At 64.1% G+C, this 22,196-nt stretch carries 18 protein-coding genes; 3 read left to right on the forward strand and 15 right to left on the reverse strand.

Going from position 1 to position 22,196, the window contains the following annotated elements; all coding sequences use genetic code 11:
- The 13 genes from QCE48_RS13125 to coq7 all read right to left on the reverse strand — a co-directional run bounded on the left by QCE48_RS13125 (position 1) and on the right by coq7 (position 15,103).
- The gene (locus tag QCE48_RS13125; protein WP_309788328.1) at positions 1-942 is read right to left on the reverse strand and encodes a D-alanine--D-alanine ligase; all 942 of its coding nucleotides are present in this window, start codon (positions 940-942) and stop codon (positions 1-3) included.
- A gap of 20 nt (positions 943-962) precedes the next feature.
- Positions 963-2,363 (reverse strand): UDP-N-acetylmuramate--L-alanine ligase, encoded by a 1,401-nt coding sequence (murC, locus tag QCE48_RS13130; protein WP_309787309.1) that lies wholly within the window; start codon positions 2,361-2,363, stop codon positions 963-965.
- On the reverse strand, positions 2,360-3,502 hold the full coding sequence (gene murG, locus QCE48_RS13135; RefSeq protein WP_309787304.1) for an undecaprenyldiphospho-muramoylpentapeptide beta-N-acetylglucosaminyltransferase: 1,143 nt from the start codon (positions 3,500-3,502) through the stop codon (positions 2,360-2,362). The genes murC and murG overlap by 4 nt, the downstream gene beginning before the upstream one ends.
- Positions 3,499-4,800 (reverse strand): putative lipid II flippase FtsW, encoded by a 1,302-nt coding sequence (ftsW, locus tag QCE48_RS13140; RefSeq protein ID WP_309787303.1) that lies wholly within the window; start codon positions 4,798-4,800, stop codon positions 3,499-3,501. The genes murG and ftsW overlap by 4 nt, the downstream gene beginning before the upstream one ends.
- Positions 4,797-6,302: a UDP-N-acetylmuramoyl-L-alanine--D-glutamate ligase gene (murD, locus tag QCE48_RS13145; RefSeq protein ID WP_309787302.1), complete on the reverse strand. Its 1,506-nt coding sequence runs from the start codon at positions 6,300-6,302 to the stop codon at positions 4,797-4,799. Before murD ends, ftsW begins: the two co-directional genes overlap by 4 nt.
- A gap of 26 nt (positions 6,303-6,328) precedes the next feature.
- On the reverse strand, positions 6,329-7,498 hold the full coding sequence (gene mraY / locus QCE48_RS13150; RefSeq protein WP_062632495.1) for a phospho-N-acetylmuramoyl-pentapeptide-transferase: 1,170 nt from the start codon (positions 7,496-7,498) through the stop codon (positions 6,329-6,331).
- 18 nt (positions 7,499-7,516) lie between these two features.
- Positions 7,517-8,938, reverse strand: coding sequence for a UDP-N-acetylmuramoyl-tripeptide--D-alanyl-D-alanine ligase (murF, locus tag QCE48_RS13155; protein WP_309787299.1), 1,422 nt, complete (start codon positions 8,936-8,938; stop codon positions 7,517-7,519).
- Positions 8,935-10,476: a UDP-N-acetylmuramoyl-L-alanyl-D-glutamate--2,6-diaminopimelate ligase gene (locus QCE48_RS13160; RefSeq protein WP_309787298.1), complete on the reverse strand. Its 1,542-nt coding sequence runs from the start codon at positions 10,474-10,476 to the stop codon at positions 8,935-8,937. The genes murF and QCE48_RS13160 overlap by 4 nt, the downstream gene beginning before the upstream one ends.
- Positions 10,473-12,320, reverse strand: coding sequence for a penicillin-binding protein 2 (locus QCE48_RS13165; RefSeq protein WP_309787296.1), 1,848 nt, complete (start codon positions 12,318-12,320; stop codon positions 10,473-10,475). Before QCE48_RS13165 ends, QCE48_RS13160 begins: the two co-directional genes overlap by 4 nt.
- Entirely contained in the window at positions 12,317-12,661 is a 345-nt protein-coding gene (ftsL, locus tag QCE48_RS13170) for a cell division protein FtsL (RefSeq protein ID WP_035927432.1), read from the reverse strand. The genes QCE48_RS13165 and ftsL overlap by 4 nt, the downstream gene beginning before the upstream one ends.
- Positions 12,658-13,611, reverse strand: a complete 954-nt coding sequence (rsmH, locus tag QCE48_RS13175; protein WP_309787294.1) for a 16S rRNA (cytosine(1402)-N(4))-methyltransferase RsmH — start codon at positions 13,609-13,611, stop codon at positions 12,658-12,660. Before rsmH ends, ftsL begins: the two co-directional genes overlap by 4 nt.
- A gap of 15 nt (positions 13,612-13,626) precedes the next feature.
- Positions 13,627-14,055 (reverse strand): division/cell wall cluster transcriptional repressor MraZ, encoded by a 429-nt coding sequence (gene mraZ / locus QCE48_RS13180; protein ID WP_062632489.1) that lies wholly within the window; start codon positions 14,053-14,055, stop codon positions 13,627-13,629.
- A 391-nt stretch (positions 14,056-14,446) separates the two neighbouring features.
- Positions 14,447-15,103, reverse strand: coding sequence for a 2-polyprenyl-3-methyl-6-methoxy-1,4-benzoquinone monooxygenase (coq7, locus tag QCE48_RS13185; protein WP_309787292.1), 657 nt, complete (start codon positions 15,101-15,103; stop codon positions 14,447-14,449).
- 59 nt (positions 15,104-15,162) lie between these two features.
- On the opposite strand from coq7, the gene QCE48_RS13190 reads away from it, so the two are divergent.
- Positions 15,163-15,399 (forward strand): hypothetical protein, encoded by a 237-nt coding sequence (locus QCE48_RS13190; RefSeq protein WP_309787291.1) that lies wholly within the window; start codon positions 15,163-15,165, stop codon positions 15,397-15,399.
- Positions 15,400-15,438: 39 nt separating this feature from the next.
- Positions 15,439-16,611 carry a porin gene (locus QCE48_RS13195; RefSeq protein WP_116563624.1) on the forward strand — a complete coding sequence of 391 codons (1,173 nt, stop codon included), beginning with the start codon at positions 15,439-15,441 and terminating at the stop codon, positions 16,609-16,611.
- 139 nt (positions 16,612-16,750) lie between these two features.
- Here QCE48_RS13195 and QCE48_RS13200 read toward each other — a convergent pair whose 3' ends face one another.
- Together QCE48_RS13200 and QCE48_RS13205 are read right to left on the reverse strand one after the other, a co-directional pair.
- On the reverse strand, positions 16,751-18,424 hold the full coding sequence (locus QCE48_RS13200) for a long-chain fatty acid--CoA ligase (protein WP_309787290.1): 1,674 nt from the start codon (positions 18,422-18,424) through the stop codon (positions 16,751-16,753).
- A 127-nt stretch (positions 18,425-18,551) separates the two neighbouring features.
- Positions 18,552-20,642: a molybdopterin oxidoreductase family protein gene (locus tag QCE48_RS13205; protein WP_309787289.1), complete on the reverse strand. Its 2,091-nt coding sequence runs from the start codon at positions 20,640-20,642 to the stop codon at positions 18,552-18,554.
- 162 nt (positions 20,643-20,804) lie between these two features.
- Between QCE48_RS13205 and QCE48_RS13210 the strand changes: the two genes are divergently transcribed.
- Positions 20,805-21,995 (forward strand): M20 aminoacylase family protein, encoded by a 1,191-nt coding sequence (locus tag QCE48_RS13210; protein WP_309787288.1) that lies wholly within the window; start codon positions 20,805-20,807, stop codon positions 21,993-21,995.
- Positions 21,996-22,196 lie beyond the last annotated feature (201 nt).

The following is a 22,196-nucleotide window of genomic DNA, read 5'->3' on the forward strand; positions in this document are numbered from 1 at the left end:
TCAGTCCTTGAGCGTCAGCGATAAAACTTTCACGACCAGATCCCGGTAGCTGATGCCGACCGCGCGCGCGGCCTTCGGCGGCAGCGAGTGATCGGTCATGCCGGGCGCCGTGTTCACTTCCAGGAAATACGGATTGCCGTCCGAATCGAGCATGAAATCGGCGCGGCCCCAGTCGGTGCAGCCGAGCATGTCGAAGGCGCGCTGCGTCAGTTGCTTCATGCGCGTTTCTTCGGCGGGCGTGAGGCCGCACGGAATCAGATACTGCGTGTCGTCGGCGATGTACTTCGCGTGGTAGTCGTAGAACTCGGCCGCCGGCACGATCTTGATGACCGGCAAATCCAGGTCGCCCGCGATACAGCACGTGAACTCGCCGCCGCCTTCGATGCTCTTCTCCACGATCACGATCTTGTCGAACTTCGCGGCTTCGACGAGCGCCGGCACCAGCGTCTCGGCGCTCTTCACCTTGATGACCGCGACGCTCGATCCTTCGCTCGCCGGCTTCACGAAAAGCGGCAGGCCGAGCTTCGCGATGATCTCGTGCGCACGCGCGTCGAAGTCGTCGCCGCGCAGGACGGTTTCGAACGGCGGCGTCGGCACGCCGGTCTGCTGCCACACGAGCTTGGTGCGCAGCTTGTCCATGCCGAGCGCGGAACCGAGCACGCCGCTGCCCGTATAGCGGATGCCGTAGAAATCGAGCGCGCCCTGCAATTGACCGTTCTCGCCGTAGCCGCCATGCAGCGCGATGAACGCGCGCACGAAGCCTTCGTCCTTCAGTTCCGACAGCGGACGCTCGGCCGGATCGAACGGATGGGCGTCAATGCCCGCGTCGCGCAGGCCTTGCAGCACGAGCCGCCCGGAATTCAGCGATACCTCGCGCTCGGCCGAATTGCCGCCGAGGAGCACCGCCACTTTGCCGAATGCTTTCGGATCGATCTCGTTCACGGTTTTGCCTGTTACGTCGTTCATTTCTGTTCTTGCGATTGCTGGTCTTGCGTGATGCGTCCGCACACGCCGCCGATCGAACCGGCGCCCATCGTGATGACCACGTCGCCGTTCTTCGCCAGGGTTGCGAGCGCGTCCGGCATTTCATCGACCGTCTCGACGAACACCGGCTCGACCTTGCCCGCGACGCGGATCGCGCGCGCGAGTGCGCGTCCGTCGGCGGCGACGATCGGCGCTTCGCCCGCCGAATAGACTTCGGTCAGCACGAGCGCATCGACCGTGGAAAGCACCTTCACGAAGTCTTCGAAGCAGTCGCGCGTGCGCGTGAAGCGATGCGGCTGGAACGCCAGCACGAGCCGTCGATCCGGAAACGCGCCGCGCGCCGCCGCGATCGTCGCGGCCATTTCGACCGGGTGATGACCGTAGTCGTCGATCAGCGTGTAGGCGCCGTCGTTCACCTTCACTTCGCCATAACGCTGGAAGCGCCGGCCCACGCCGTTGAATTCAGCCAGCGCCCTCTGGATATCGGCATCCGCGACTTCGAGTTCAGTCGCAATCGCAATGGCCGCGAGCGCGTTCTGCACGTTGTGCGTGCCCGGCAGGTTCAACACGATGTCGAGCGGCGGTGCGTCTTCGCGCAGCGTCGTGAAGTGCATGCGGCCGTCGCGCGCTTCCACGTTCACCGCGCGCACCTGCGCCTCGGCGCCGAGACCGTAGCGGATGATCGGCTTCGACACGAACGGCAGGATCTCGCGCACGTTCGGATCGTCGACGCACAGCACCGCGATGCCGTAGAACGGCAGCCGGTGCGTGAACTCGATGAACGCCTGCTTGAGCCGCGCGAAGTCGTGGCCGTAGGTGTCCATGTGATCGGCGTCGATGTTCGTGATGACTTCGATCACCGGGAACAGATTCAGGAACGACGCGTCGGACTCGTCCGCTTCCGCGACGATGAAGTCGCCCGTGCCGAGCCGCGCGTTCGCGCCCGCGCTGATGAGCCGCCCGCCGATCACGAAGGTCGGATCGAGCCCGCCCGCGGCGAGCACGCTCGCGACGAGCGACGTGGTCGTGGTCTTGCCGTGCGTGCCGGCAATCGCGATGCCTTGCTTCAGGCGCATCAGTTCCGCGAGCATCACGGCGCGCGGCACGATCGGAATGCGGCGATGGCGCGCGGCGAGCACTTCGGGGTTATCGGAGCGCACGGCGGTCGACACGACCACGGCGTTCGCCCCTTCGATGTTCTCTGCGTGATGCCCGATCGCGACGCGCGCGCCGAGCTTCATCAGCCGCTCGGTGACGGCGTTCTTCGACAGGTCCGAGCCGCTTACCTGATAGCCGAGATTGAGCAGCACTTCGGCGATGCCGCTCATGCCCGCGCCGCCGATCCCGACAAAGTGAATATGTTTGACGATGTGTTTCATTTCGAATCCTTCAGCGCTTGCGCGCTTTCGCCTGCACCGAGCGCCATGCCGGCCACGTCGGCGCACACGCTGGCGACGCGCTCGGTCGCGTCGGGCTTCGCCAGTTCGCGCGAACGCATCGCCATCTGGCCGAGCGACTCGCGCGTCTGGCTGCGCAACCAGCCGGCGAGCTTTTCCGCCGACAGGTCGCGTTGTTGTATCAATTGCGCCGCGCCGTTCTTTTCGAGGAATGCGGCGTTGGTCGTCTGGTGATCGTCGACGGCGAACGGGAACGGCACGAAAAGCGCCGCCACGCCGACCGCCGCGATCTCCGACACGGTCATCGCGCCCGAACGGCAGATCACGAGATCGGCGGCCGCGTAGGCGCTCGCCATGTCCTCGATGAACGGCACGAGTTGCAGGTCGTCGCCGCGTTGCAGACCGGCTGCCGCGTAGTTCGCCTCCAATGCCTCGATGTGCTTCGCGCCCGCCTGATGCACGATGCGCGGACGCAGCGCCGGGTCGAGCAAAGCCATCGCCTTCGGCACCGTTTCGTTGAGCGCCGCCGCGCCGAGACTGCCGCCGACGACGAGCACGTTCAAGCGCCCCGTGCGAGCGGCGTAGCGTTCTTTGGGTGGCAATGCGCGCGCAAGTTCCGCACGAATCGGATTGCCGGTCCATTCGGCGTTCGGCAAAGCATTCGGAAACGCGACCAGCACACGCTTCGCGAGATGCGCGAGCACCTTGTTCGCGAGTCCGGCGATCGAATTCTGTTCATGCAGCACGAGCGGATAGCCGCCGAGTTTCGTCATGAGCCCGGCCGGAAACGTGATGTAGCCGCCCATCCCGAGCACGACGTCCGGCTTCACGCGACGCAGCGCGCCCAGGCTTTGCGAACACGCGCGCAGCAGGTTCACCGGCAGCATCAGCTTCGTCTTGATGCCTTTGCCGCGCACGCCGCCGAAGCGCACGTATTCCATCGGAATGCCGTGCTTCGGGACGAGCGTCGCTTCCATGCCCGCCGCGTTGCCGAGCCACACGACACGCCAGCCGCGCGCCTGCATCCAGTGGGCGACCGCGAGCCCCGGGAACACGTGTCCGCCGGTGCCGCCCGCCATCACCATCAGCGTGCGCGAGCCGCGTGCGCTCGATGCGGTCATACCTTCCCTCCGCGCATCAGCACACGATTCTCGTAGTCCACGCGCATCAGCACCGCGAGCGCGACGCAGTTCAGCAGGATGCCCGAGCCGCCGTAGCTCACGAGCGGTAGCGTGAGACCTTTGGTCGGCAGGAGGCCGAGGTTCACGCCCATGTTGATGAAGGTCTGCGCGCCGAACCAGATGCCGACGCCCTTCGCCATCAGTCCCGCGAACGTGCGGTCGAGCGCGAGCGCCTGACGGCCAATCTCGAACGCGCGACGCACGATCCAGTAGAACAGCAGAATCACCACGATCACGCCGACGAACCCGAGTTCTTCGCCGATCACCGCGAGGATGAAGTCGGTATGCGCTTCGGGCAGATAGTTGAGCTTCTCGACACTGCCGCCGAGGCCCACGCCGAACCATTCGCCGCGACCGAACGCGATCAGCGAGTGCGTCAGCTGATACGCCTTGCCCTGCGCGTAGCGGTCGTCCCAAGGATCGAGATACGCGAAGATCCGCTCGCGACGCCACGGCGACAGCCACACGAGCATCGTGAACGTGCCCACGGCGGTGAGCACGAGGCCGCCGAACAGCTTGCCGTTCACGCCGCCGAGAAACAGCACGCCCATCGCGATCGCGGCGATCACCATGAACGCGCCCATGTCGGGTTCGAGCAGCAACAGCGCGCCGACCGCGCCGACCGCTACCGCCATCGGCAAAAAGCCGCGGCCGAAGCTCTGCATGAACTCCTGCTTTCGCACCGTGTAGTTGGCCGCGTAGATGGTCACCGCGAGCTTCATGATTTCCGACGGCTGCATGTTCGTGATGCCGAGCGGAATCCAGCGGCGCGCGCCGTTCACGCCCTTGCCGATGTGCGGAATCAGCACGACGATCAGCATCATGAGCGCGATCAGGAAGAGCTTCGGCGCGTACTTGTCCCACGCCGACACCGGAATCTTGAACGCGATGATCGCGCCGACGAGCGCCGTCGTCACCGAAATCAGGTGGCGCACGAGGAAGTGATAGTCGCGGTATTGCGCGTACTTCGGCGAATCCGGCATGGCGATGGACGCCGAATACACCATCACGATGCCGAGTCCGAGCAGCGCGATCGTCACCCACAGCAGCGAATGATCGTAGTCGAGCATGCGCGAGCGGATCGGACGCACGCCGTTCACCGCGCTCGAAATGCCGCCCAGGCGCTCCGCCGCCCGCTCGGCCGTGCGGCTCGTGCGACCGCCGAGCGCGGCGCTGTCGTTCGCGACCGCGCTGCGTTGTCCCGTGAGTTTCGATCCAAAGCGTTCGGACCAGCTCATAGCATCACTCCCCGCACGGCGGCGATTTCTTCGACCTCGCGGCGAAACACGTCCGCGCGATGTGCGTAGTTCCTGAACATGTCGAGGCTCGCGCACGCGGGCGAGAGCAACACGGCGTCGCCGGCCTCAGCGAGTTGCGACGCGGCCTGCGTCGCGGCTTCGAGCGTCGCGTGATCCTGCAGTTCGACGCCGGTCTCGGCGAGCACCTCGCGGATGCGCGGCGCATCGCGGCCGATCAGCATCACCGCGCGGCACCAGCGCGCGACGGGCGCCACGAGCGGCGAAAAGTCCTGGCCCTTGCCGTCGCCGCCGGCGATCAGCACGACGCGTTGCGCGAGGCCGTCGAGCGCGGCGACCGTCGCGCCGACGTTCGTGCCCTTGCTGTCGTCGACGTAATCGATGCTTTCGATTTGCGCGATCACTTCCACGCGATGCGGCTCGCCGCGATATTCGCGCAGGCCGTGCAGGAGCGCCGCGAGCGGCAGGTCGATCGCGCGGGCGAGCGCGAGCGCCGCCAGCGCGTTCGCCGCGTTGTGCAGACCACGGATGCGCAGCGCGTCGGCGGGCATCAGGCGCTTCGAGTAGAGATCGGGCGCGGCCGCTTCCTGCTTGCGACGGCGCGTCGGCGCGGGTTCGTGGGCCGCGTCGCGATCGTGCGCTTGCGCGAGCCACGCGATGCCGTTATCGCGCAAGAGGCCGTAGTCGCCGAGGCGGATCGGCTCGTCGAGGCCAAACGTCACCACGCTCGACGAACCTCGCGCGAGCGCCATCGTGCGGGCGTCGTCGCGGTTCAGTACGCGCACGGTCTTCGCACCGAAGATGCGACCCTTCGCGGCGGCGTAGGCGTCGAGCCCGCCGTGCCAGTCGAGATGATCCTGCGTGATGTTCAGCACCGCGGCGGCGTCGGGCGCGAATGAGTGCGCCGTCTCAAGCTGGAAGCTCGACAGCTCCAGCACCCAGACGTCGGGCAGCGCGGTGTTGTCGATGGCGTCGATCAGCTTGTCGAGCATCGCCGGGCTGATGTTGCCCGCGACCGCCACCGACTTGCCCGCGCGTTCGCACAAGAGGCCGGTGAGCGCGGTCGTCGTGGTCTTGCCGTTCGTGCCGGTGATCGCGAGCACCTTCGGCGCGTAGCCGTTCACATAGAGCGCGCGCAACGCCTGCGCGAACAGTTCGAGTTCGCCCCAGACCGGAATGCCGCGCTCGTTCGCCGCCTCGATCAGCGGCTTCAGGTCTTCGGCGAGCGGCGACAAGCCCGGACTGATCGCGACGATCTCGATTCCGCCGTCGAGCAGCGCGGGCGTGAACGCGCCGCCGACGAACTCCGCCTTGATCCCGAGCGCTTCGAGTTGCGACAGATTGGCCGGCGCCTCGCGCGTATCGGCGATCCGCAGGCGGCAACCGTGCCTGGCGCACCAACGCGCCATCGCGAGGCCGGATTCACCGAGCCCCAGCACGAGCACCATCGGACTTTGCCGATCGAGAAACTTCTCGCCAAACATCGCTTTAACCTTTCTCTGACAACGATTTAACGCAACTTGAGCGTCGAGAGCCCGAAGAGACACAACATCAGCGTGATGATCCAGAAACGCACGACGACCTGCGTCTCGGTCCAGCCGGACAATTCATAGTGGTGATGCAGCGGCGCCATCTTGAAGACGCGCCGCCCTTCGCCGTATCGGCGCTTCGTGTACTTGAACCAGAACACTTGCAGCATCACCGAAAGCGTTTCCGCGACGAAGATCCCGCCCATGATGAAGAGCACGATTTCCTGCCGCACGATCACGGCGATCGTGCCAAGCGCGCCGCCCAACGCGAGCGCACCGACGTCGCCCATGAAGACCTGCGCGGGGTGCGTGTTGTACCAGAGGAAAGCGAGTCCCGCGCCGCCCATCGCCGAGCAGAAGATCAGCAGTTCACCCGCGCCGGGAATATGCGGGAACAGCAGGTACTTCGAATACACCGAGCTGCCCATCACGTAGGCGAACGCGCCGAGCGACGCACCCACGAGCACGACCGGCATGATGACGAGCCCGTCGAGGCCGTCGGTGAGATTCACCGCGTTGCTCGCGCCGACGATCACGAAATACGTCAGCGCGATGAAGCCCCACACGCCGAGCGGATAGCTGATCGCCTTGACGAACGGCAGCATCAGGTCGGCGCGCGCGGGCAGGCCCATCGAAAGGCCGCTTCGCACCCACGCCATGAAGAGATCGAACACGCGCGCGTTGTTCGCTTCCGAGACGCTGAAGGCCAGATAAACCGCGGCGAACAAGCCGATCACCGATTGCCAGAAATACTTTTCGCGCGACGACATGCCGCGCGGGTCCTTGTGAACGACCTTGCGGTAATCGTCGACCCAGCCGATCACGCCGTAGCCGAACGTGACGAGCATCACGATCCACACGAAGCGGTTCGTGAGATCGGCCCAGAGCAGCGTCGAGACCGCGATACCGAGCAGGATCAAGACACCGCCCATCGTCGGCGTGCCGGATTTGACGAGATGCGACTGCGGGCCGTCCTTGCGCACGGCCTGGCCGACTTTCATCGCCGTCAGTTTGCGGATGACCCACGGTCCGCAGACGAGGCCGATCAGAAGCGCCGTCGCCGTGGCACCCACGGCGCGGAACGTGATGTAAATGAACACGCGCATGAAGCTGGCGTCATTCTGGAGCCATTGCGCGAGTGCGAGTAGCATGCTGGACCTTCTCTTCTTTCAATGTGCTGCGGGCGCATCGCCCGCAGCGGGTTGGTGTGGACTCGTCACGGCGTCCACCACGCGTTCCATTTGCATGAAGCGCGAGCCTTTCACGAGAAACGTGGCGCCGGGTCCGAAGCCGGCGGTTTTCAGTGCTGCGATGAGCGCGGCGACATCGCTGAAATGCTTCGCCGTCTTGTTCGATGCAGCCGAATGGAACGACTTCGCCGAATCGGCGCTGGCGTCGCCCAAAGCGAACAGCGCGTCGATGCCGCGCTCGGCCGCATACGCGCCCACTTCGCGATGAAACGCCGGTCCCTGGTCGCCGACTTCGCCCATGTCGCCCATCACGAGCACGCGCGGCGACGGCTGCGAAGCGAGCACGTCGATGGCCGCGCGCATCGAATCGGGGTTCGAGTTGTAGGTGTCGTCGATGACGGTTGCGCCTTCGATCGGCGCCACGGCCGCGCGTTTCACTTCCAGACGGCCCTTCACCGGCTCGAACGCTTCGAGACCGCGCTGGATCGCTTCGAGCGACACGTTTGCAGCGAGCGCCGCCGCCGTCGCGGCGAGCGCGTTGCGCGCGTTGTGCTCGCCGAGCACGCGCAGTGCGACCGTCAACGGTCCTTGCGGCGTGACCATCTCGACCGTCGTGCCGACGAGACGCCCCGTCACCGCCGCCTTCGAAGCGTCGTCCGTGAGCGCGAAGTCGATGATCGGATTGCCGGTTGCCGCGACGCGCCAGATGCTGGCGTAGGCGTCGTCGGCGGGGAAGACGGCCGTGCCGGTTTCGCCCAGCGCATGGATCACCGACGCGTGTTCGAGCGCGACCGCCTCGACCGTCGCCATGAATTCCTGATGCTCGCGCTGCGCGTTGTTGACCACCGCGACGGTCGGCGCCGCGATTTTACCCAGCGCGTCGGTCTCGCCCGGATGGTTCATCCCGAGTTCGACGACCGCGAGACGATGCGTCGCGTTCAGGCGAAACAGCGTGAGCGGCAAGCCGATGTCGTTGTTGAAATTGCCCGCGGTCGCGAGGCGCGCTTCTTCGCCGACCGCCGCCGCGAAGATCGACGCGATCATTTCCTTGACCGTCGTCTTGCCGTTGCTGCCGGTGACGGCGACGAGCGGCATCGTGAAGCGCGTGCGCCATCCGTGCGCGAGCGCACCGAGGGACGCGCGCGTGTCCTTTACCTTGATGACTGGAAGGGACAGATCGGCGGGTTCGCGCGACACGAGCGCCGCCGACGTCCCGCGCTCGGCAACCTGCGTCAGGAAATCATGCGCATCGAAACGATCGCCCTTCACCGCGACGAACAGATCTCCGGCCTGCGCCGTGCGGCTGTCCGTGGACACGCGTGCGATCGCGACGTTTTCGTCGCCGATGACGACCGCGCCCGGAATCAGCGCGGCGGCTTCGCGCAAGGTGAACATCGTCATTCGCCGCCTCCGCGTGTGTGCGTGGCGCGTGCGGCAAGCGCGAGGCGCGCGTGATCCTGATCGGAGAAGGCGCGTTTCTTTCCCATGATTTCCTGTGTTGCCTCGTGCCCCTTGCCGGCCAGCACGACGACGTCCTCGCGCGCCGCCGTGCGGATCGCCTGAAGGATCGCGCTCGCGCGGTCTTCGATGCGGCGTGCCTTTTGCGCCTCGGTCATGCCGGCCGCGATCTGGTCGATGATGGCTTGCGGGTCTTCGCTGCGCGGGTTGTCGCTCGTGATCACCACCTGATCCGCGCGTTTTTCCGCGATCGCGCCCATCAGCGGACGCTTGGTTGCGTCGCGGTCGCCGCCGCAGCCGAACATGCAGACGAGTTCGCCACCGCGCGCCTGCGCGATCGGGCGCAGCGCAGCCAGCGTCTTGTCGAGCGCGTCGGGCGTGTGCGCGTAGTCGATCACGACGAGCGGTTCGTCGTTCTGCAACCGGCCGCCCAGACGCTGCATGCGTCCGTTGACAGGTTCGAGCTTCGCGATCTGCGCGAGCGCGGCGTCGAGCGCCATGCCGCTTTCGAGCAGCGCGCCGAGGACCGCGAGCAGGTTGCTCACGTTGAAGGTGCCGAGCGTGCCGACTTCGATGTCCGCGTCGCCCCAGTCCGATGCCAGATGAAATGCGGTGCCGTTCGCCGTCGCGCGCACGTTGGTCGCGAGCAGCATGGCGTCGGCGCGCGGCGCGGCTTCAGCCGGAATCTCGACGCCGTAAGCGATCGTGCGCAGCTTGCCGCGCAACGATTCGATCAGGCGCTGGCCGGCGGCATCGTCGCGATTGACGATGGCGGCCGTCAGCGACGGCCACGCGAAAAGTCGCCCCTTGGCGGCTTCGTAGGCGTCGAACGTGCCGTGATAGTCGAGATGGTCTTGCGTGAGATTCGTGAAAATGGCGATGTCGAAGTCGGTGCCGTTCACGCGCCCCTGATGCAGCGCATGCGACGACACTTCCATCACGACGCCCTCTGCGCCCCCCGCCTTCAGTTGCGCGAGATTGCGTTGCAACTGCGGCGCGTCGGGCGTCGTGAAGCCGCTATGCACGAGCTTGCCCGGCATGCCGATCCCAAGCGTGCCGACGATCGCACAGGGCTTGCCCGCCGCCGTCAGCGCGGTGGCGAGCCACTGGCTGCACGAGGTCTTGCCGTTCGTGCCGGTCACGCCAATGGTCAGCATCGATTCGGTCGGCTCGCCGTACCACGCGGCGGCGATCGGACCAGCGAGTTCGTTCAGCCCTTTGACCGCGAGCGTCTTCGCGGCGTCGGGCTTGCTGTCGAAATGTTCCGGCTGGTACAGCGCGGCGGCGGCGCCGTTCGCGAGTGCGGCGTCGATGTACTGGCGGTTGTCCGCGCCGTCGACCGCATACGCGAAAAAGACGTCGCCGCTTTTCAGCGAACGCGTGTCGGCGTGAAGCTGGGCGTCGGCGGATGCGTGCGCGCGCAGCCATTGCACGGCCTGCGCGACGTCCTTGCGCGCCTTTGATTGCTTCTGCGCGCTCATCGCACGACTCCCGGATGACTCTTGTTATTGCTCGATACGGCGAGCTTTTTCGCTGCGTTCTGTCCGGGCGCCGTGGCGGCGGCAGGCTGCGAAGCCGCCTGCGATTCGTCGTTCACGACCATCTGCTTGACCGGCATGTCGGGCGGGAGATTGAGCGCGCGGAACGTGTCGCCGGCGATCGCCGAGAACACCGGACCGGACACCTGTCCGCCGAAGTGGCTGCCGACCGTCGGTTCGTCGACGGAAACCGCCACGACGATGCGCGGATTCGGCATCGGCCCCATGCCGACGAACGACGCGCGGTACTTCGACTTGTCGTAGCCGCGGCCGGCGTGCTTGTACGCCGTGCCGCTCTTGCCGCCGACGCGATAACCCGGCACCGCGGCATCCGGCGACGTGCCGCCTTTCGCCGTCACGGTTTCGAGCATCGCGCGCACTTCACGCGCGGTGGTCGGCGCGAAAACCTGCGTGGTTTGCACCGGCTGATCGCCCGGCGTGCGGAAGATCGACACCGGCAGGACCCGGCCGTCGTTCGCGATCGCCGTGTATGCGCGCGCGAGCTGAAACAGCGACGCCGACAGACCGTAGCCATACGACATCGTCGCCTGCTCGATGCGGCGCCAGCTTTTCCACGGCCGCAGGCGCCCGGTCACCGCGCCCGGGAAGCCGACCTTCGGCGCCTGTCCCAGACCGATGCTCGTATACATGTTCCACATTTCCTCGGGACGCAGTTGCATCGCGATCTTGGTCGCGCCGATATTGCTCGACTTCTGAATCACGCCGCCGACGGTCAGCGTGCCGAAACCGGCGTCGTCGGTGATGCGCGCGCCGTCGAGGACAAACACGCCGCCGCCCGTTTCCACGAGCGTATTCGGCGTCACGCGATGCAGGTCGAGCGCGAGCGACACCGTGAAGGGCTTCATGATCGAGCCCGGTTCGAAGGTGTCGGTGAGGATGCGGTTGCGCAACTGCTCGCCGGTCATCCGCGAGCGGTCGTTCGGGTTGTACGTGGGATAGTTGACGAGCGCGAGCACTTCGCCCGTCTTCACGTCGATCACGATTGCCGCGCCTGCCTTCGCCTTCGATTTCTCGACCGCCGCCTTCAGGTTCGTGTACGCGATGTACTGGATCTTGCTGTCGATCGAGAGATCGACGTCGGTGCCGTTATGGGGCACGACTTGCTCGTCGACGTCCTCGATGATGTGGCCCATCCGGTCTTTAATGACGCGCCGCATGCCGGGCGTGCCGGCGAGCACGTGCTGGTCGCCGAGTTCGACGCCTTCCTGGCCCTTGTCTTCAATATTAGTAAAGCCGATCAGGTGCGCGGTGATTTCGCCTTCCGGATAGAAGCGCTTGTATTCGCCGCGCGAATAAATGCCGGGAATGTCGAGCGCCGCGACTTTCTGCGCGGTTTCGAGCGGCACCTGGCGCTTCACGTAGACGAACGTCTTGTCCACCGACAGCTTCGTGCGCAGTTCCTTGTCGGTCATGTCGAGGAGCTTCGCGAGCTGGCCGAGCTTGTCCGCGCCGAGGTCGTTCGGCACGGTCTCGGGAATGGCCCAGATCGCCTTGACCGGCAGGCTCGTCGCGAGCACGAGGCCGTTGCGGTCGCGGATCTGGCCGCGCGTCGCCGGCAGTTCGAGCGTGCGCTGATAGCGGCTCTCGCCCTGCTTCTTGAAGAAGGCGTTGCCCGGGCCCTGAATCCAGAACGCGCGCGCGGCGAGCGCGACGAACGCCATGAACAGCATGAACACGACGAGCTTCGAGCGCCACATCGGCAGGCGCAGCGACAGAATCGGATTCGGGGTGTAGGCCACGTCCTTCTGCTTCGCGGATTTCTTCATCGCTTCGCTCCGCGCGCAGGAGGTGCCGACGCCGGCAGGGGCGGCGGCATCGGGGCGTCGGCGGCCTTGGAGGTCGCCGGATCGTAGGTGAGATATTGCGTGCGGCCGGTCGTCACGGGCTGCATCTTCAAAGAGTTAGTAGCCAACTGCTCGATGCGCGAGGTTTTCGACAACGCGCTCTGCTGGTACTGCAATTGCGAATAGTCCTGCTGAAGCTGACGCTCCTGCGACTGCGCCCGCTGCAGTTCGATGAAAATCTGCCGCTGCTGATTCGTCGCGCTGACGACGGAAAGCGCGCACCCGAGCACCACGATGAGCAGGAAAATGTTGAGGCGGTTCATGGCGCGATCCGCTCCGCGACGCGCATCACGGCGGAACGGGCGCGCGGATTCGCGGCGACTTCGGCCTCGCTCGCGAACACGCGGCCGACGATACGCATCGGCGGGCTCGGCAGATCGACGGCGCGGATCGGCAGGCGGCGATCGATCGCGGGCGCGCTCGCGTGCGCCTGCATGAACCGCTTGACGATCCGATCCTCGAGCGAATGAAAGCTGATCACGACCAGCCGCCCCCCTTGCTCCAACAGCGCCAATGCCGCTTCAAGAACTACCTGCAGCTCCGCAAGCTCTTGATTGATGTGAATCCGTATAGCCTGAAAGGTGCGAGTTGCCGGGTCCTTGCCCTTCTCACGGGTTTTGACGACGTGACCCACGATTTCGGCAAGCTCGCTCGTGCTGACGAGAGGCCCAAGACGGTCGGACTCTGCCCGGCGAGCAACAAGCGCCTTTGCAATCTGAAAAGCAAACCGTTCTTCCCCATAATCTCTGATCACCTCCGTCAATTCCTGCACCGTTGCCCGCGCGAGCCACTCGGCCGCCGACTCGCCTTGAGTCGGGTCCATCCGCATATCGAGCGGGCCTTCCGCCCGGAAGCTGAAGCCGCGACCCGGATCGTCCACTTGCGGCGACGACACCCCGAGATCCAGCAACACACCCGATACCCGCGCTACTCCTCGCTCGCTTGCCGCGTCGCGCAAGGCAGCAAAGCTGTCGTGCACGATCGAAAAGCGTGAGTCCTGAATCTGTTGCGCCGTGGCGATGGCGAGCGGATCCTTGTCGAAGGCGATCAATCGCCCTGCATCCGCAAGCTTCGCCAGAACTGCCCGGCTGTGGCCGCCGCGACCGAACGTGCCATCTATATAGATACCGTCCGTGCGCGTGACCAACGCATCTACCGCTTCATCCAGCAGCACCGTGCGATGCTGCAATTCGTTTCCCATCGCAGGTGCCATATGTTCAGCGCCGCGTCAGAAGGTGAAATTCTTCAGCGCTTCGGGCATGCCCTGCGCCATCGCCGCCGCCTCCTTCGCGGCGTACGTGTCGGCATCCCACAGCTCGAAGCGATTTCCCATACCGAGCAGCGTCACGTTTTTCTCGAGCGACGCCGCCGAGCGCAATTCCGGCGACACGAGCACGCGCCCAGCCGTGTCGAGTTCGACGTCCATTGCATTGCCAAGGAAAATGCGCTGCCACCAGGCGGCTTCCATCGGAAGCGCGGCGACCTTTGCGCGAAAGACTTCCCACTCGGGGCGGGGAAACAGCAACAGGCATCCATCCGGGCTCTTTGTGAGCGTCACCCGGCCTTCTGCCTGTGCTTGCAGCGCTTCCCGATAGCGAGACGGAACCGACATCCGTCCTTTCGCATCGAGCGTCAGCGCCGACGCCCCCTGGAACACTCGCCTCTCCTTTTTTGCGACGCCCCCGCTGGCGTCTTGCTCTGCTTGAATATGCCGGAAAGTGCTATCGGAATCACACGAAAATACACTTTCTCACACGTTCTCCCACTTTAGAGGAACGTATTTCGAGGGTCAAGACTCCGCCCTTCTATTTGATTAAATTTGTTTTCCAGAACAAGGACTTAGCGCGGGACGTTGAAGTCGCTCAAAAGGCGAAAAACGTTATGAATGAAAGAGCTAGTGCGGGATGTGAAGGTAGTACGTGAAATGAAGCGGGGAAACGCGCGAATCGTAAAGCATCTGCAGGCCGGATTCGCAGCATCCGCGCTTGCCTCTGGGCGTGCCGTGCGCGGTGGGACGCCGTCCCACCGCGCAGGAGAGAATCACGCGCTCAGATGCGGTAAGCGGTGGTGGTCATGACCTTCGACGCCGCCCGCATCAGCGCGCGAACCGGGAAAGGCAATTCAGCGCCGCCCGCCGCGATCGCCGAGGCCGCGTGCGCGCTTTCGTCGACGCGCATCTGCTCCACGATCGCGCGCGATGCAAGGTCGTTCGCCGGCAGCGTCTTCAAGTGGCGGTCGAGATGATGCTCGACCTGGCGCTCGGTTTCCGCCATGAAGCCAAGACTCGTGCGGTCGCCGAAACGCCCGGCGAGAAGGCCGATCGCGAGCGAGCCCGCGTACCAGAGCGGATTCAGCAAGCTCGGGCGCGAATCCAGGTCCCTCAGCCGCTGGGCCGTCCACGCGAGGTGGTCTTCTTCCTCGCGCGCCGCGTGCTCGAAATCGTCCTTGAGCGCGGGCGAGGCCGTCGCGAACTTCTGCGCCTGATACAGCGCCTGCGCACACACTTCGCCGACATGGTTCACGCGCATCAGGCCGGCCGCATGCGCCTTCTCTTCTGCGTTCAACTCCGGCGCCTCGACGGGCATACCGTACTCGTCGACACTGCCCGCGGCTTTCGAAACCGGAATCGGACGCGTCATGCGACTCACGCCCGCCATCGACCGCAGTCCGCGATCGAACTCCGTAATCAGTTCATCTAGCGTCATGTATTCCTCCCCTCAACGTGCCATCGCCGCACTGTCGTTCGCGATCCTTAGCAATCGCCATGCTCGACCAACTCTCTCGAAAAAGCGTGAAAAATGCGTCGCGCTTTGGAATTAGGGCAAACACCGGTCGCAAAAAAGCGGCGAAACGGGATTTTATCGCATGTTGCGTAAACGTCACAGGACATCGCCGGGCGGCCGGCTTTTCCTTTGTCGTCAAAAGCCTCTTTGTTACATTACGGTCAACTTCTCTGGAAGTACCCGGCGGGGACGTCAACACACTGGCGCTAGAACAGTGACCTTGCCAAACAGTCTCAACATCCTTGGAGATCATTTCAATGAAAAAGTCGCTTCTCGCTCTGGCAGCACTGGGCACGTTTGCGGGCGCCGCTCAAGCACAAAGCAGCGTGACGCTGTACGGCATCATCGACGCTGGCTTCGTCTACAACAACAACCAAGCCGGCCAAAAGCTGTACTCGCTGAACAGCGGTAACCTGCAAGGCAGCCGTTGGGGCCTGCGTGGCACGGAAGATCTGGGCGGCGGTCTGAAGGCCGTGTTCGTGTTGGAAAACGGCTTCAACGTGATGAACGGCCGTCTGGGTCAAGGCGGCGACGAGTTCGGCCGTCAGGCATACGTCGGTCTGTCGACGAGCCAGTTCGGTACGGTCACGCTGGGTCGTCAGTACGACTCCGTCGTCGACTTCACCGGCGCACTGGAAGTCGGTAGCCAGTGGGCGACGTACTTCGGCGCGCACCCGGGCGACCTGGACAACATGAACAACTCGAATCGCGTGAACAACGCGGTCAAGTACACGAGCGCAAACTACGCCGGCTTCACGTTCGGCGGCCTGTACAGCCTGGGCGGCAACGCCGGCCAGTTCAACCGCAACCAGATCTGGTCGCTGGGTGTTGGCTATAACCGCGGCCCGCTGCAATTGGGCGCCGGCTACTTGAACGTCAAGGACCCGAACTACTCGTTCTTCGGCAACAACGCGACGTCAAACACCACGGCGACCGCAGCGTCCTCGAACATGACCGGCAGCCGCGTGTACTCGGGCTACGCTTCAGCGAAGACGCAGCAAGTGATCTCGGCTGGCGGTGCTTACACGTTCGGCGCAGCAACGGTCGGGGCGACGTACAGCAACACGGAGTTCAAGGATGTCGGCACGGAAGGCGGCAATGGCCTGAACGCGTTCGGAAACTTCGGTACGGCCAAGTTCCACAACGCCGAAATCAACTTCAAGTATCAGTTGACGCCGGCGCTCCTGCTGGGCGCGGCTTACGACTACACGAAGGGTTACGGCATCAACGACGCGAAGTACCACCAAGCGATGCTTGGCACGGACTACTTCCTGTCGAAGCGCACGGACTTCTACGTTGCAGGCGTCTACCAGCACGCAATCGGCACGGATTCGACCAACACTGCAGCGGTTGCGAACATCAACGGCCTGTCGCCGTCGACGACGTCGAACCAGGTTGCCGCGATCGTCGGTATCCGCCACAAGTTCTAATAAGTCTGAATAAAGCAGTACCCGCTTGGAAAGGCGCCTTCGGGCGCCTTTTTTTATGCACTTTCGTTGCGACAGCGCAACAAAAAAGCCTTCGCGTCTCGCGACGCGAAGGCTTTTTTACTCGCACTCGATGCGGCGTCTACGCCTTGCCGTCGCGCAGTTCCCGTCTCAGGATCTTGCCGACATTGCTCTTCGGCAGATCGCCGCGGAATTCGATCAAGCGCGGCCGCTTGTAACCCGTGAGCTGGTCCTTGCAAAACGCCATCACGTCGGCTTCCGTCAGGCTCTGGTCCTTCTTGACGATGAAGAGCTTCACCGCCTCGCCCGAGTTCTGATCCTTCACGCCGACCGCCGCCACTTCGAACACGCCCGGCAGTTTCGCGACCACATCCTCGATCTCGTTCGGATACACGTTGAAGCCCGACACGAGGATCATGTCCTTCTTCCGGTCGACGATCTTCACATAACCGCGCTCGTCCATCACGCCGACATCGCCCGATTTGAAGAAGCCGTCCGGCGTCATGACCTTGGCCGTCTCATCCGGCCGGTTCCAGTAGCCCGCCATGACTTGCGGTCCGCGAATGCAGATCTCGCCAGCGGCGCCGGGCGGGAGTTCGTTGTCGTCGTCGTCGCGGATCGAAATGTCCGTCGACGGGAACGGCAGGCCGATCGTCCCCGTGTATTCGGTCGCCGTCACCGGATTGCAGGTCACGCAAGGCGACGTCTCCGACAATCCATAGCCCTCGATGATCGGCGCGCCCGTGGTCTCGAACCAGCGCTTCGCCACTGCTTCCTGCACGGCCATGCCGCCGCCGTTCGCCGCGATCAGCTTCGAGAAGTCGAGACTCGCGAAATCCGGATGATTCAACAACGCGTTATAAAGCGTGTTGACGGCGGGGAACGTGTTGATCGGGATGCCCTTCAACTCCTTGATCGTGCCCGCGATGTCCCGCGGATTCGGGATCAGCACGCCGAGGCCGCCGGTCCGGATCGTGAGCAGTCCGCAGACCGTCAGCGCGAAGATGTGATAAAGCGGCAGCGCGACGACGCACACGAACTGGTCGATATCCGGCCGCTTCTTGCGCGCCGGATCGAGCCACACTTCCGACTGCAGCACGTTCGCGATGAGGTTGCGATGCAGGAGCGTTGCGCCTTTCGCGACGCCGGTGGTGCCGCCCGTGTACTGGAGAAACGCGACGTCGTCGGGATGCTGTTCGACCGGCTGCAGCGTCGCGCGCGCGCCTTCCGCGAGCGCGTCGTTGAAGCGGATGTGTGCCGGCAGATGCCACTGCGGCACCATTTTCTTTACGCGACGCACGACGAAATTGACGACGAGACCCTTGATTCCCATCAAATCGCCCATCGCCGCCACGACGACATGCTTGATCGACGTGTTCTGCACGACCGCCTGCAGGGTCTTCGCGAAGTTTTCCAGCAGCACGATGGCTTCGGCGCCGCAGTCCTTCAACTGATGTTCCAGCTCGCGCGGCGTATAGAGCGGATTCACGTTCACGACGATATACCCGGCGCGCAAGACGGCTGCGATCGCGACCGGATATTGCAGCACGTTCGGCATCATCAGTGCGATGCGCGCGCCGGGCTTCAGCCCCCGCGACTGGAACCACGCTGCGAGCTTTCGCGACATCGCGTCGAGCTCGGCATAGGTGATCGACTGGCCCATGCAGAGGAACGCGCGCCGGTCGCGATTCTTGCGAAAGCTGTCCTCGAGCAGTTGCGTAACCGAGTGGTACGCCGAAGCGTCGATCTCCGCGGGCACGCCGGCCGGATAGGACTTCAGCCAGATTTTTTCCATACGGCGTCTCCTTTATATATTTTTGAATGGTCGTGCGGAAATCGAATGCTAACGGGTCGACTTCGTTATCACAACCGGGTTAGACGCCACCTTCCACTTCTTGCAGATACGTCTTGATTCATGCAGTTCAGTGCGCCGCCTCGACCTCGACGAGGCAATCGTAGAACGTCGCGGATCCGCCGAGATCGGTCAGTGCCTGGCTCGTCACCTGATTGGCGTTGCGCCCGTCCGGCGCGAGCTTCTTCCACCAGATCGACAACCCGACGACCAGGCCTTCCCGCGCGCGATCGGTTACACGGGCGCGCGCCTGCATCGAGCCGCGATCGTTGTAGATGCGCACGATTTCGCCGTCCGCGATATGGCGCGCATGCGCGTCGGCCGGATGGATGTCGACATGAGGTTCTCCCTCCGTCGAACGCAGGCTCTCCACGTTCACGAAACTGCTGTTCAGGAAATTGCGCGCCGGCGGCGAAATCATCGCGAGCGGAAAGCGCGCGGCGAGTTCGGGAGCGCCATCGGCAGATTCGTATGGCGGCAGATAATCCGGCAACGGGTCGCTTCCCTCTTTCGCCAGCCGCTCGCTGTAGAACTCGCATTTGCCCGACGGCGTGCGAAATCCGCCATTCGCAAACGGCGCCTCCGGCAGCTTCAGTTGCGCCCAGCCATTTGCCTTCAACGTTTCCCAGCTCTGGCCCGCGAGCGCCGGATCGTCCCAGCGGAGCGCGTTCGCGGCAATCTGCTCGTCCGATTCGAAGAGGGCCGGGTGCGTCAGGCCCATCGACCGCGCGAGTCCGCGGAAAATGTCGGTGTTCGCCCGCGAGTCGCCGACCGGCGCGATCGCGGGAATGTTCGCCATCACGTGCGTGTGTCCGTACGACTTGTGGACGTCCAGGTGTTCGAGTTGCGTCGTCGCGGGGAGGATCAGGTCGGCGTAGTCGGCGGTGTCCGTCTGGAAGTGTTCGAGCACGATGGTGAACAGGTCCTCACGCGCAAAGCCCGCCGCGACCTTCTCGGAATCCGGCGCGACCGCGACCGGATTCGAGTTGTAGACGATCAGCGCCTCGACCTTCGGGCCGAAAGCGGCGTCGCCCGGATGCAGCAGCGCATCGCCGATCGCGTTCATGTTGATCAAGCGCGGCAGTTTCGACGGCCCGCCCGGCAGCAAGTCCTGCCGCTCGAGCGCGCTGGAATTGACGGGCGCCCATCCCGACGACGACAGCAGAACGCCGCCCGAGCGCTCGCGCCATGCGCCCGTCAGCGAAGGCAGGCTCGCGATGGCCCGGACCGCGTTGCCGCCGCCGCGCACGCGTTGCATGCCGTAGTTGAGCCGAATCGACGCCCTTCTGGTCGCGCCGAACGCACGGGCCAGATCGACGATCACCTGTTCCTCGATGCCGCAGATCTGCGCGGCGCGCGCTGGCGGATACTCGGCGGCACGCGCTTTCAGCGGCTCGAATCCGAGCGTGTGGGCGTCGATGTAGTCGCGGTCGATCAGGTTCTCGCGAATCAGCACGTGGATCATCGCGAGCGCGAGCGCGGCGTCGGTGCCGGGCCTGAGCGCGATGTGCTGATGACACTTGTCGGCGGTGAGCGAGCGATAAGGATCGATCGCGATGAGTTTGGCGCCGCGCCGCTTTGCTTCCTGCGCGCGCGTCCAGAAATGAAGATTCGACGCGATCGGGTTCGAGCCCCAGATCAGGATCAGCTCGCTTTCCTCGAAGTACTCGGTATGCATGCCGAGGCTCGCGCCGTATGTATATCGAAGGCCCGCCGCGCCGGCCGCGGCGCAGATCGTGCGCTCGAGTCGCGACGCGCCGAGCGCATTGAAAAAGCGCGCGGCGATGCTTTCGCCCTGCACGAGACCCATCGTGCCCGCGTAGCTGTAGGGCACGATCGCCTCGGGCGCCCTTGCCGCGATTGGCTTCAGGCGCTCGGCGGCGTAGCGCAGCGCTTCATCCCAGCCGATGGCTTCGAACCGCCCTTCGCCCTTGCGTCCGATGCGTCGAAGCGGCGTCAGCAGCCGGTCGCGATGATGCGTGCGCTCCGCGTAGCGCGAGACTTTCGTGCAGAGCACGCCTTGCGTGGGCGGGTGATCGGGGTCGCCCGTCACTTTCACGGCTTTGCCGTCCTTCACGGTGACGCGCATCGCGCAGGTGTCGGGACAGTCGTGCGGACAGACGGCACGGGCGAATTCGGCGGGAGCAATGGGGGCATTCATGCGGACGTCCGGTAGAAAACACACAGATCTAGGCTAGTTCACCGATTTTATTACGGCTGGCCGTGGGCTAGCGGTCAGATCGATTAAATTGTCGCGGCGTAAAATGGTCTTAAGCGCGCGCCGCAATTCAGCGCATTCCTTCTGCTCAGCGAGACCCGTTCAATGAACCTGATTCCAGAAATCGAAGCAGCGCACGACGAAATCCAAGCGCTCCGACGAACGATCCACGCGCATCCGGAACTGCGCTACGAAGAAGTCGGCACCGCGCAACTGGTCGCGGAAAATCTGGAGCGCTGGGGCGTGGCCGTTCATCGTGGAATTGGCAAGACCGGCGTGGTCGGTGTGCTCAAGCGCGGTTCCAGCGAGGCCGCCATCGGCCTTCGCGCCGACATGGACGCGCTTCCCATCCAGGAACTCAATACCTTCGATCATCGCTCGACCAATCCCGGCCGCATGCATGCGTGCGGGCACGACGGCCACACGGCCATGCTGCTCGGCGCGGCGAAACATCTGGCGCAGCACGGCACATTCGACGGCACTGTGGTGTTCATATTCCAGCCTGCGGAGGAAGGCGGTGCGGGCGCGCGGGCGATGATCGAAGACGGACTTTTTGAACGCTTTCCCGTCGATGCGGTCTTCGGTATTCATAACTGGCCGGGCATTCCGGCCGGCCAGTTCGGCGTGACCGAGGGGCCGATCATGGCCTCCAGCAACGAATTTCGCATCAAGATCCGCGGCACGGGTTCGCACGCCGCGCTTCCGCATAACGGACACGATCCCGTCTTCACGGCCGTGCAGATCGCAAACGGACTGCAAGGCATCATTACGCGCAACAAGAAGCCCATGGACACGGCCGTTCTTTCGATCACGCAAATTCACGCCGGCGATGCGATGAATGTCGTCCCGGACGAAGCGTGGCTCGGGGGCACTGTGCGAACGTTCTCCGTTGAGACGCTCGACTTGATCGAAGATCGCATGCGCAAGATCGTCGCATCGACGGCCGCTGCGTACGACTGCGAAGTCGAGACGCACTTTCACCGTAACTATCCACCGACGATCAATGATTCGGAGCAGGCTCGATTTGCCGCGTCGGTGATGGCGGAGGTGGTGGGCACGGAAAACGTGGACGCATCAGTTGAACCGACCATGGGCGCCGAGGACTTTTCCTTCATGCTGCTGGAAAAACCGGGGTGTTACGCGTTTTTGGGCAACGGCGAGGGAGGACATCGCGAGTCAGGACATGGCGCAGGGCCCTGCATGTTGCACAACGCGAGTTATGACTTCAATGATGGACTGCTATCCGTCGGCTCGACGTATTGGGTCCGACTGGCTGAGCGTTTTCTGGCTCAATAGCGGTGGATAAGGTTCCTTCCGCGAACTTGGCCGGCGCTAAATGCGCCAATCTGCTCGAGATTTCGGCCGTACGGATCTTGGTAGATTTATAGCCGTACCCGGAAGCAAAAAACCCCACCTTTTTGGGGTGGGGTTTTTTGTTGCTGCATGAGGAGCCTGACGATTACCTACTTTCACACGGGAGATCCGCACTATCATCGG

It is taken from the genome of Caballeronia sp. LZ024 (assembly GCF_031451455.1).
Lineage (GTDB): Bacteria > Pseudomonadota > Gammaproteobacteria > Burkholderiales > Burkholderiaceae > Caballeronia > Caballeronia telluris.

Coding starts and splice junctions, on each gene's coding strand:
- murC (WP_309787309.1), bottom strand. CDS start 2,363: ATGAAACACATCGTCAAACATATTCACTTTGTCGGGATCGGCGGCGCG.
- murG (WP_309787304.1), bottom strand. CDS start 3,502: ATGACCGCATCGAGCGCACGCGGCTCGCGCACGCTGATGGTGATGGCG.
- ftsW (WP_309787303.1), bottom strand. CDS start 4,800: ATGAGCTGGTCCGAACGCTTTGGATCGAAACTCACGGGACAACGCAGC.
- murD (WP_309787302.1), bottom strand. CDS start 6,302: ATGTTTGGCGAGAAGTTTCTCGATCGGCAAAGTCCGATGGTGCTCGTG.
- mraY (WP_062632495.1), bottom strand. CDS start 7,498: ATGCTACTCGCACTCGCGCAATGGCTCCAGAATGACGCCAGCTTCATG.
- murF (WP_309787299.1), bottom strand. CDS start 8,938: ATGACGATGTTCACCTTGCGCGAAGCCGCCGCGCTGATTCCGGGCGCG.
- QCE48_RS13160 (WP_309787298.1), bottom strand. CDS start 10,476: ATGAGCGCGCAGAAGCAATCAAAGGCGCGCAAGGACGTCGCGCAGGCC.
- QCE48_RS13165 (WP_309787296.1), bottom strand. CDS start 12,320: ATGAAGAAATCCGCGAAGCAGAAGGACGTGGCCTACACCCCGAATCCG.
- ftsL (WP_035927432.1), bottom strand. CDS start 12,661: ATGAACCGCCTCAACATTTTCCTGCTCATCGTGGTGCTCGGGTGCGCG.
- rsmH (WP_309787294.1), bottom strand. CDS start 13,611: ATGGCACCTGCGATGGGAAACGAATTGCAGCATCGCACGGTGCTGCTG.
- coq7 (WP_309787292.1), bottom strand. CDS start 15,103: ATGACGCTAGATGAACTGATTACGGAGTTCGATCGCGGACTGCGGTCG.
- QCE48_RS13190 (WP_309787291.1), top strand. CDS start 15,163: ATGCTCGACCAACTCTCTCGAAAAAGCGTGAAAAATGCGTCGCGCTTT.
- QCE48_RS13195 (WP_116563624.1), top strand. CDS start 15,439: ATGAAAAAGTCGCTTCTCGCTCTGGCAGCACTGGGCACGTTTGCGGGC.
- QCE48_RS13200 (WP_309787290.1), bottom strand. CDS start 18,424: ATGGAAAAAATCTGGCTGAAGTCCTATCCGGCCGGCGTGCCCGCGGAG.
- QCE48_RS13205 (WP_309787289.1), bottom strand. CDS start 20,642: ATGAATGCCCCCATTGCTCCCGCCGAATTCGCCCGTGCCGTCTGTCCG.
- QCE48_RS13210 (WP_309787288.1), top strand. CDS start 20,805: ATGAACCTGATTCCAGAAATCGAAGCAGCGCACGACGAAATCCAAGCG.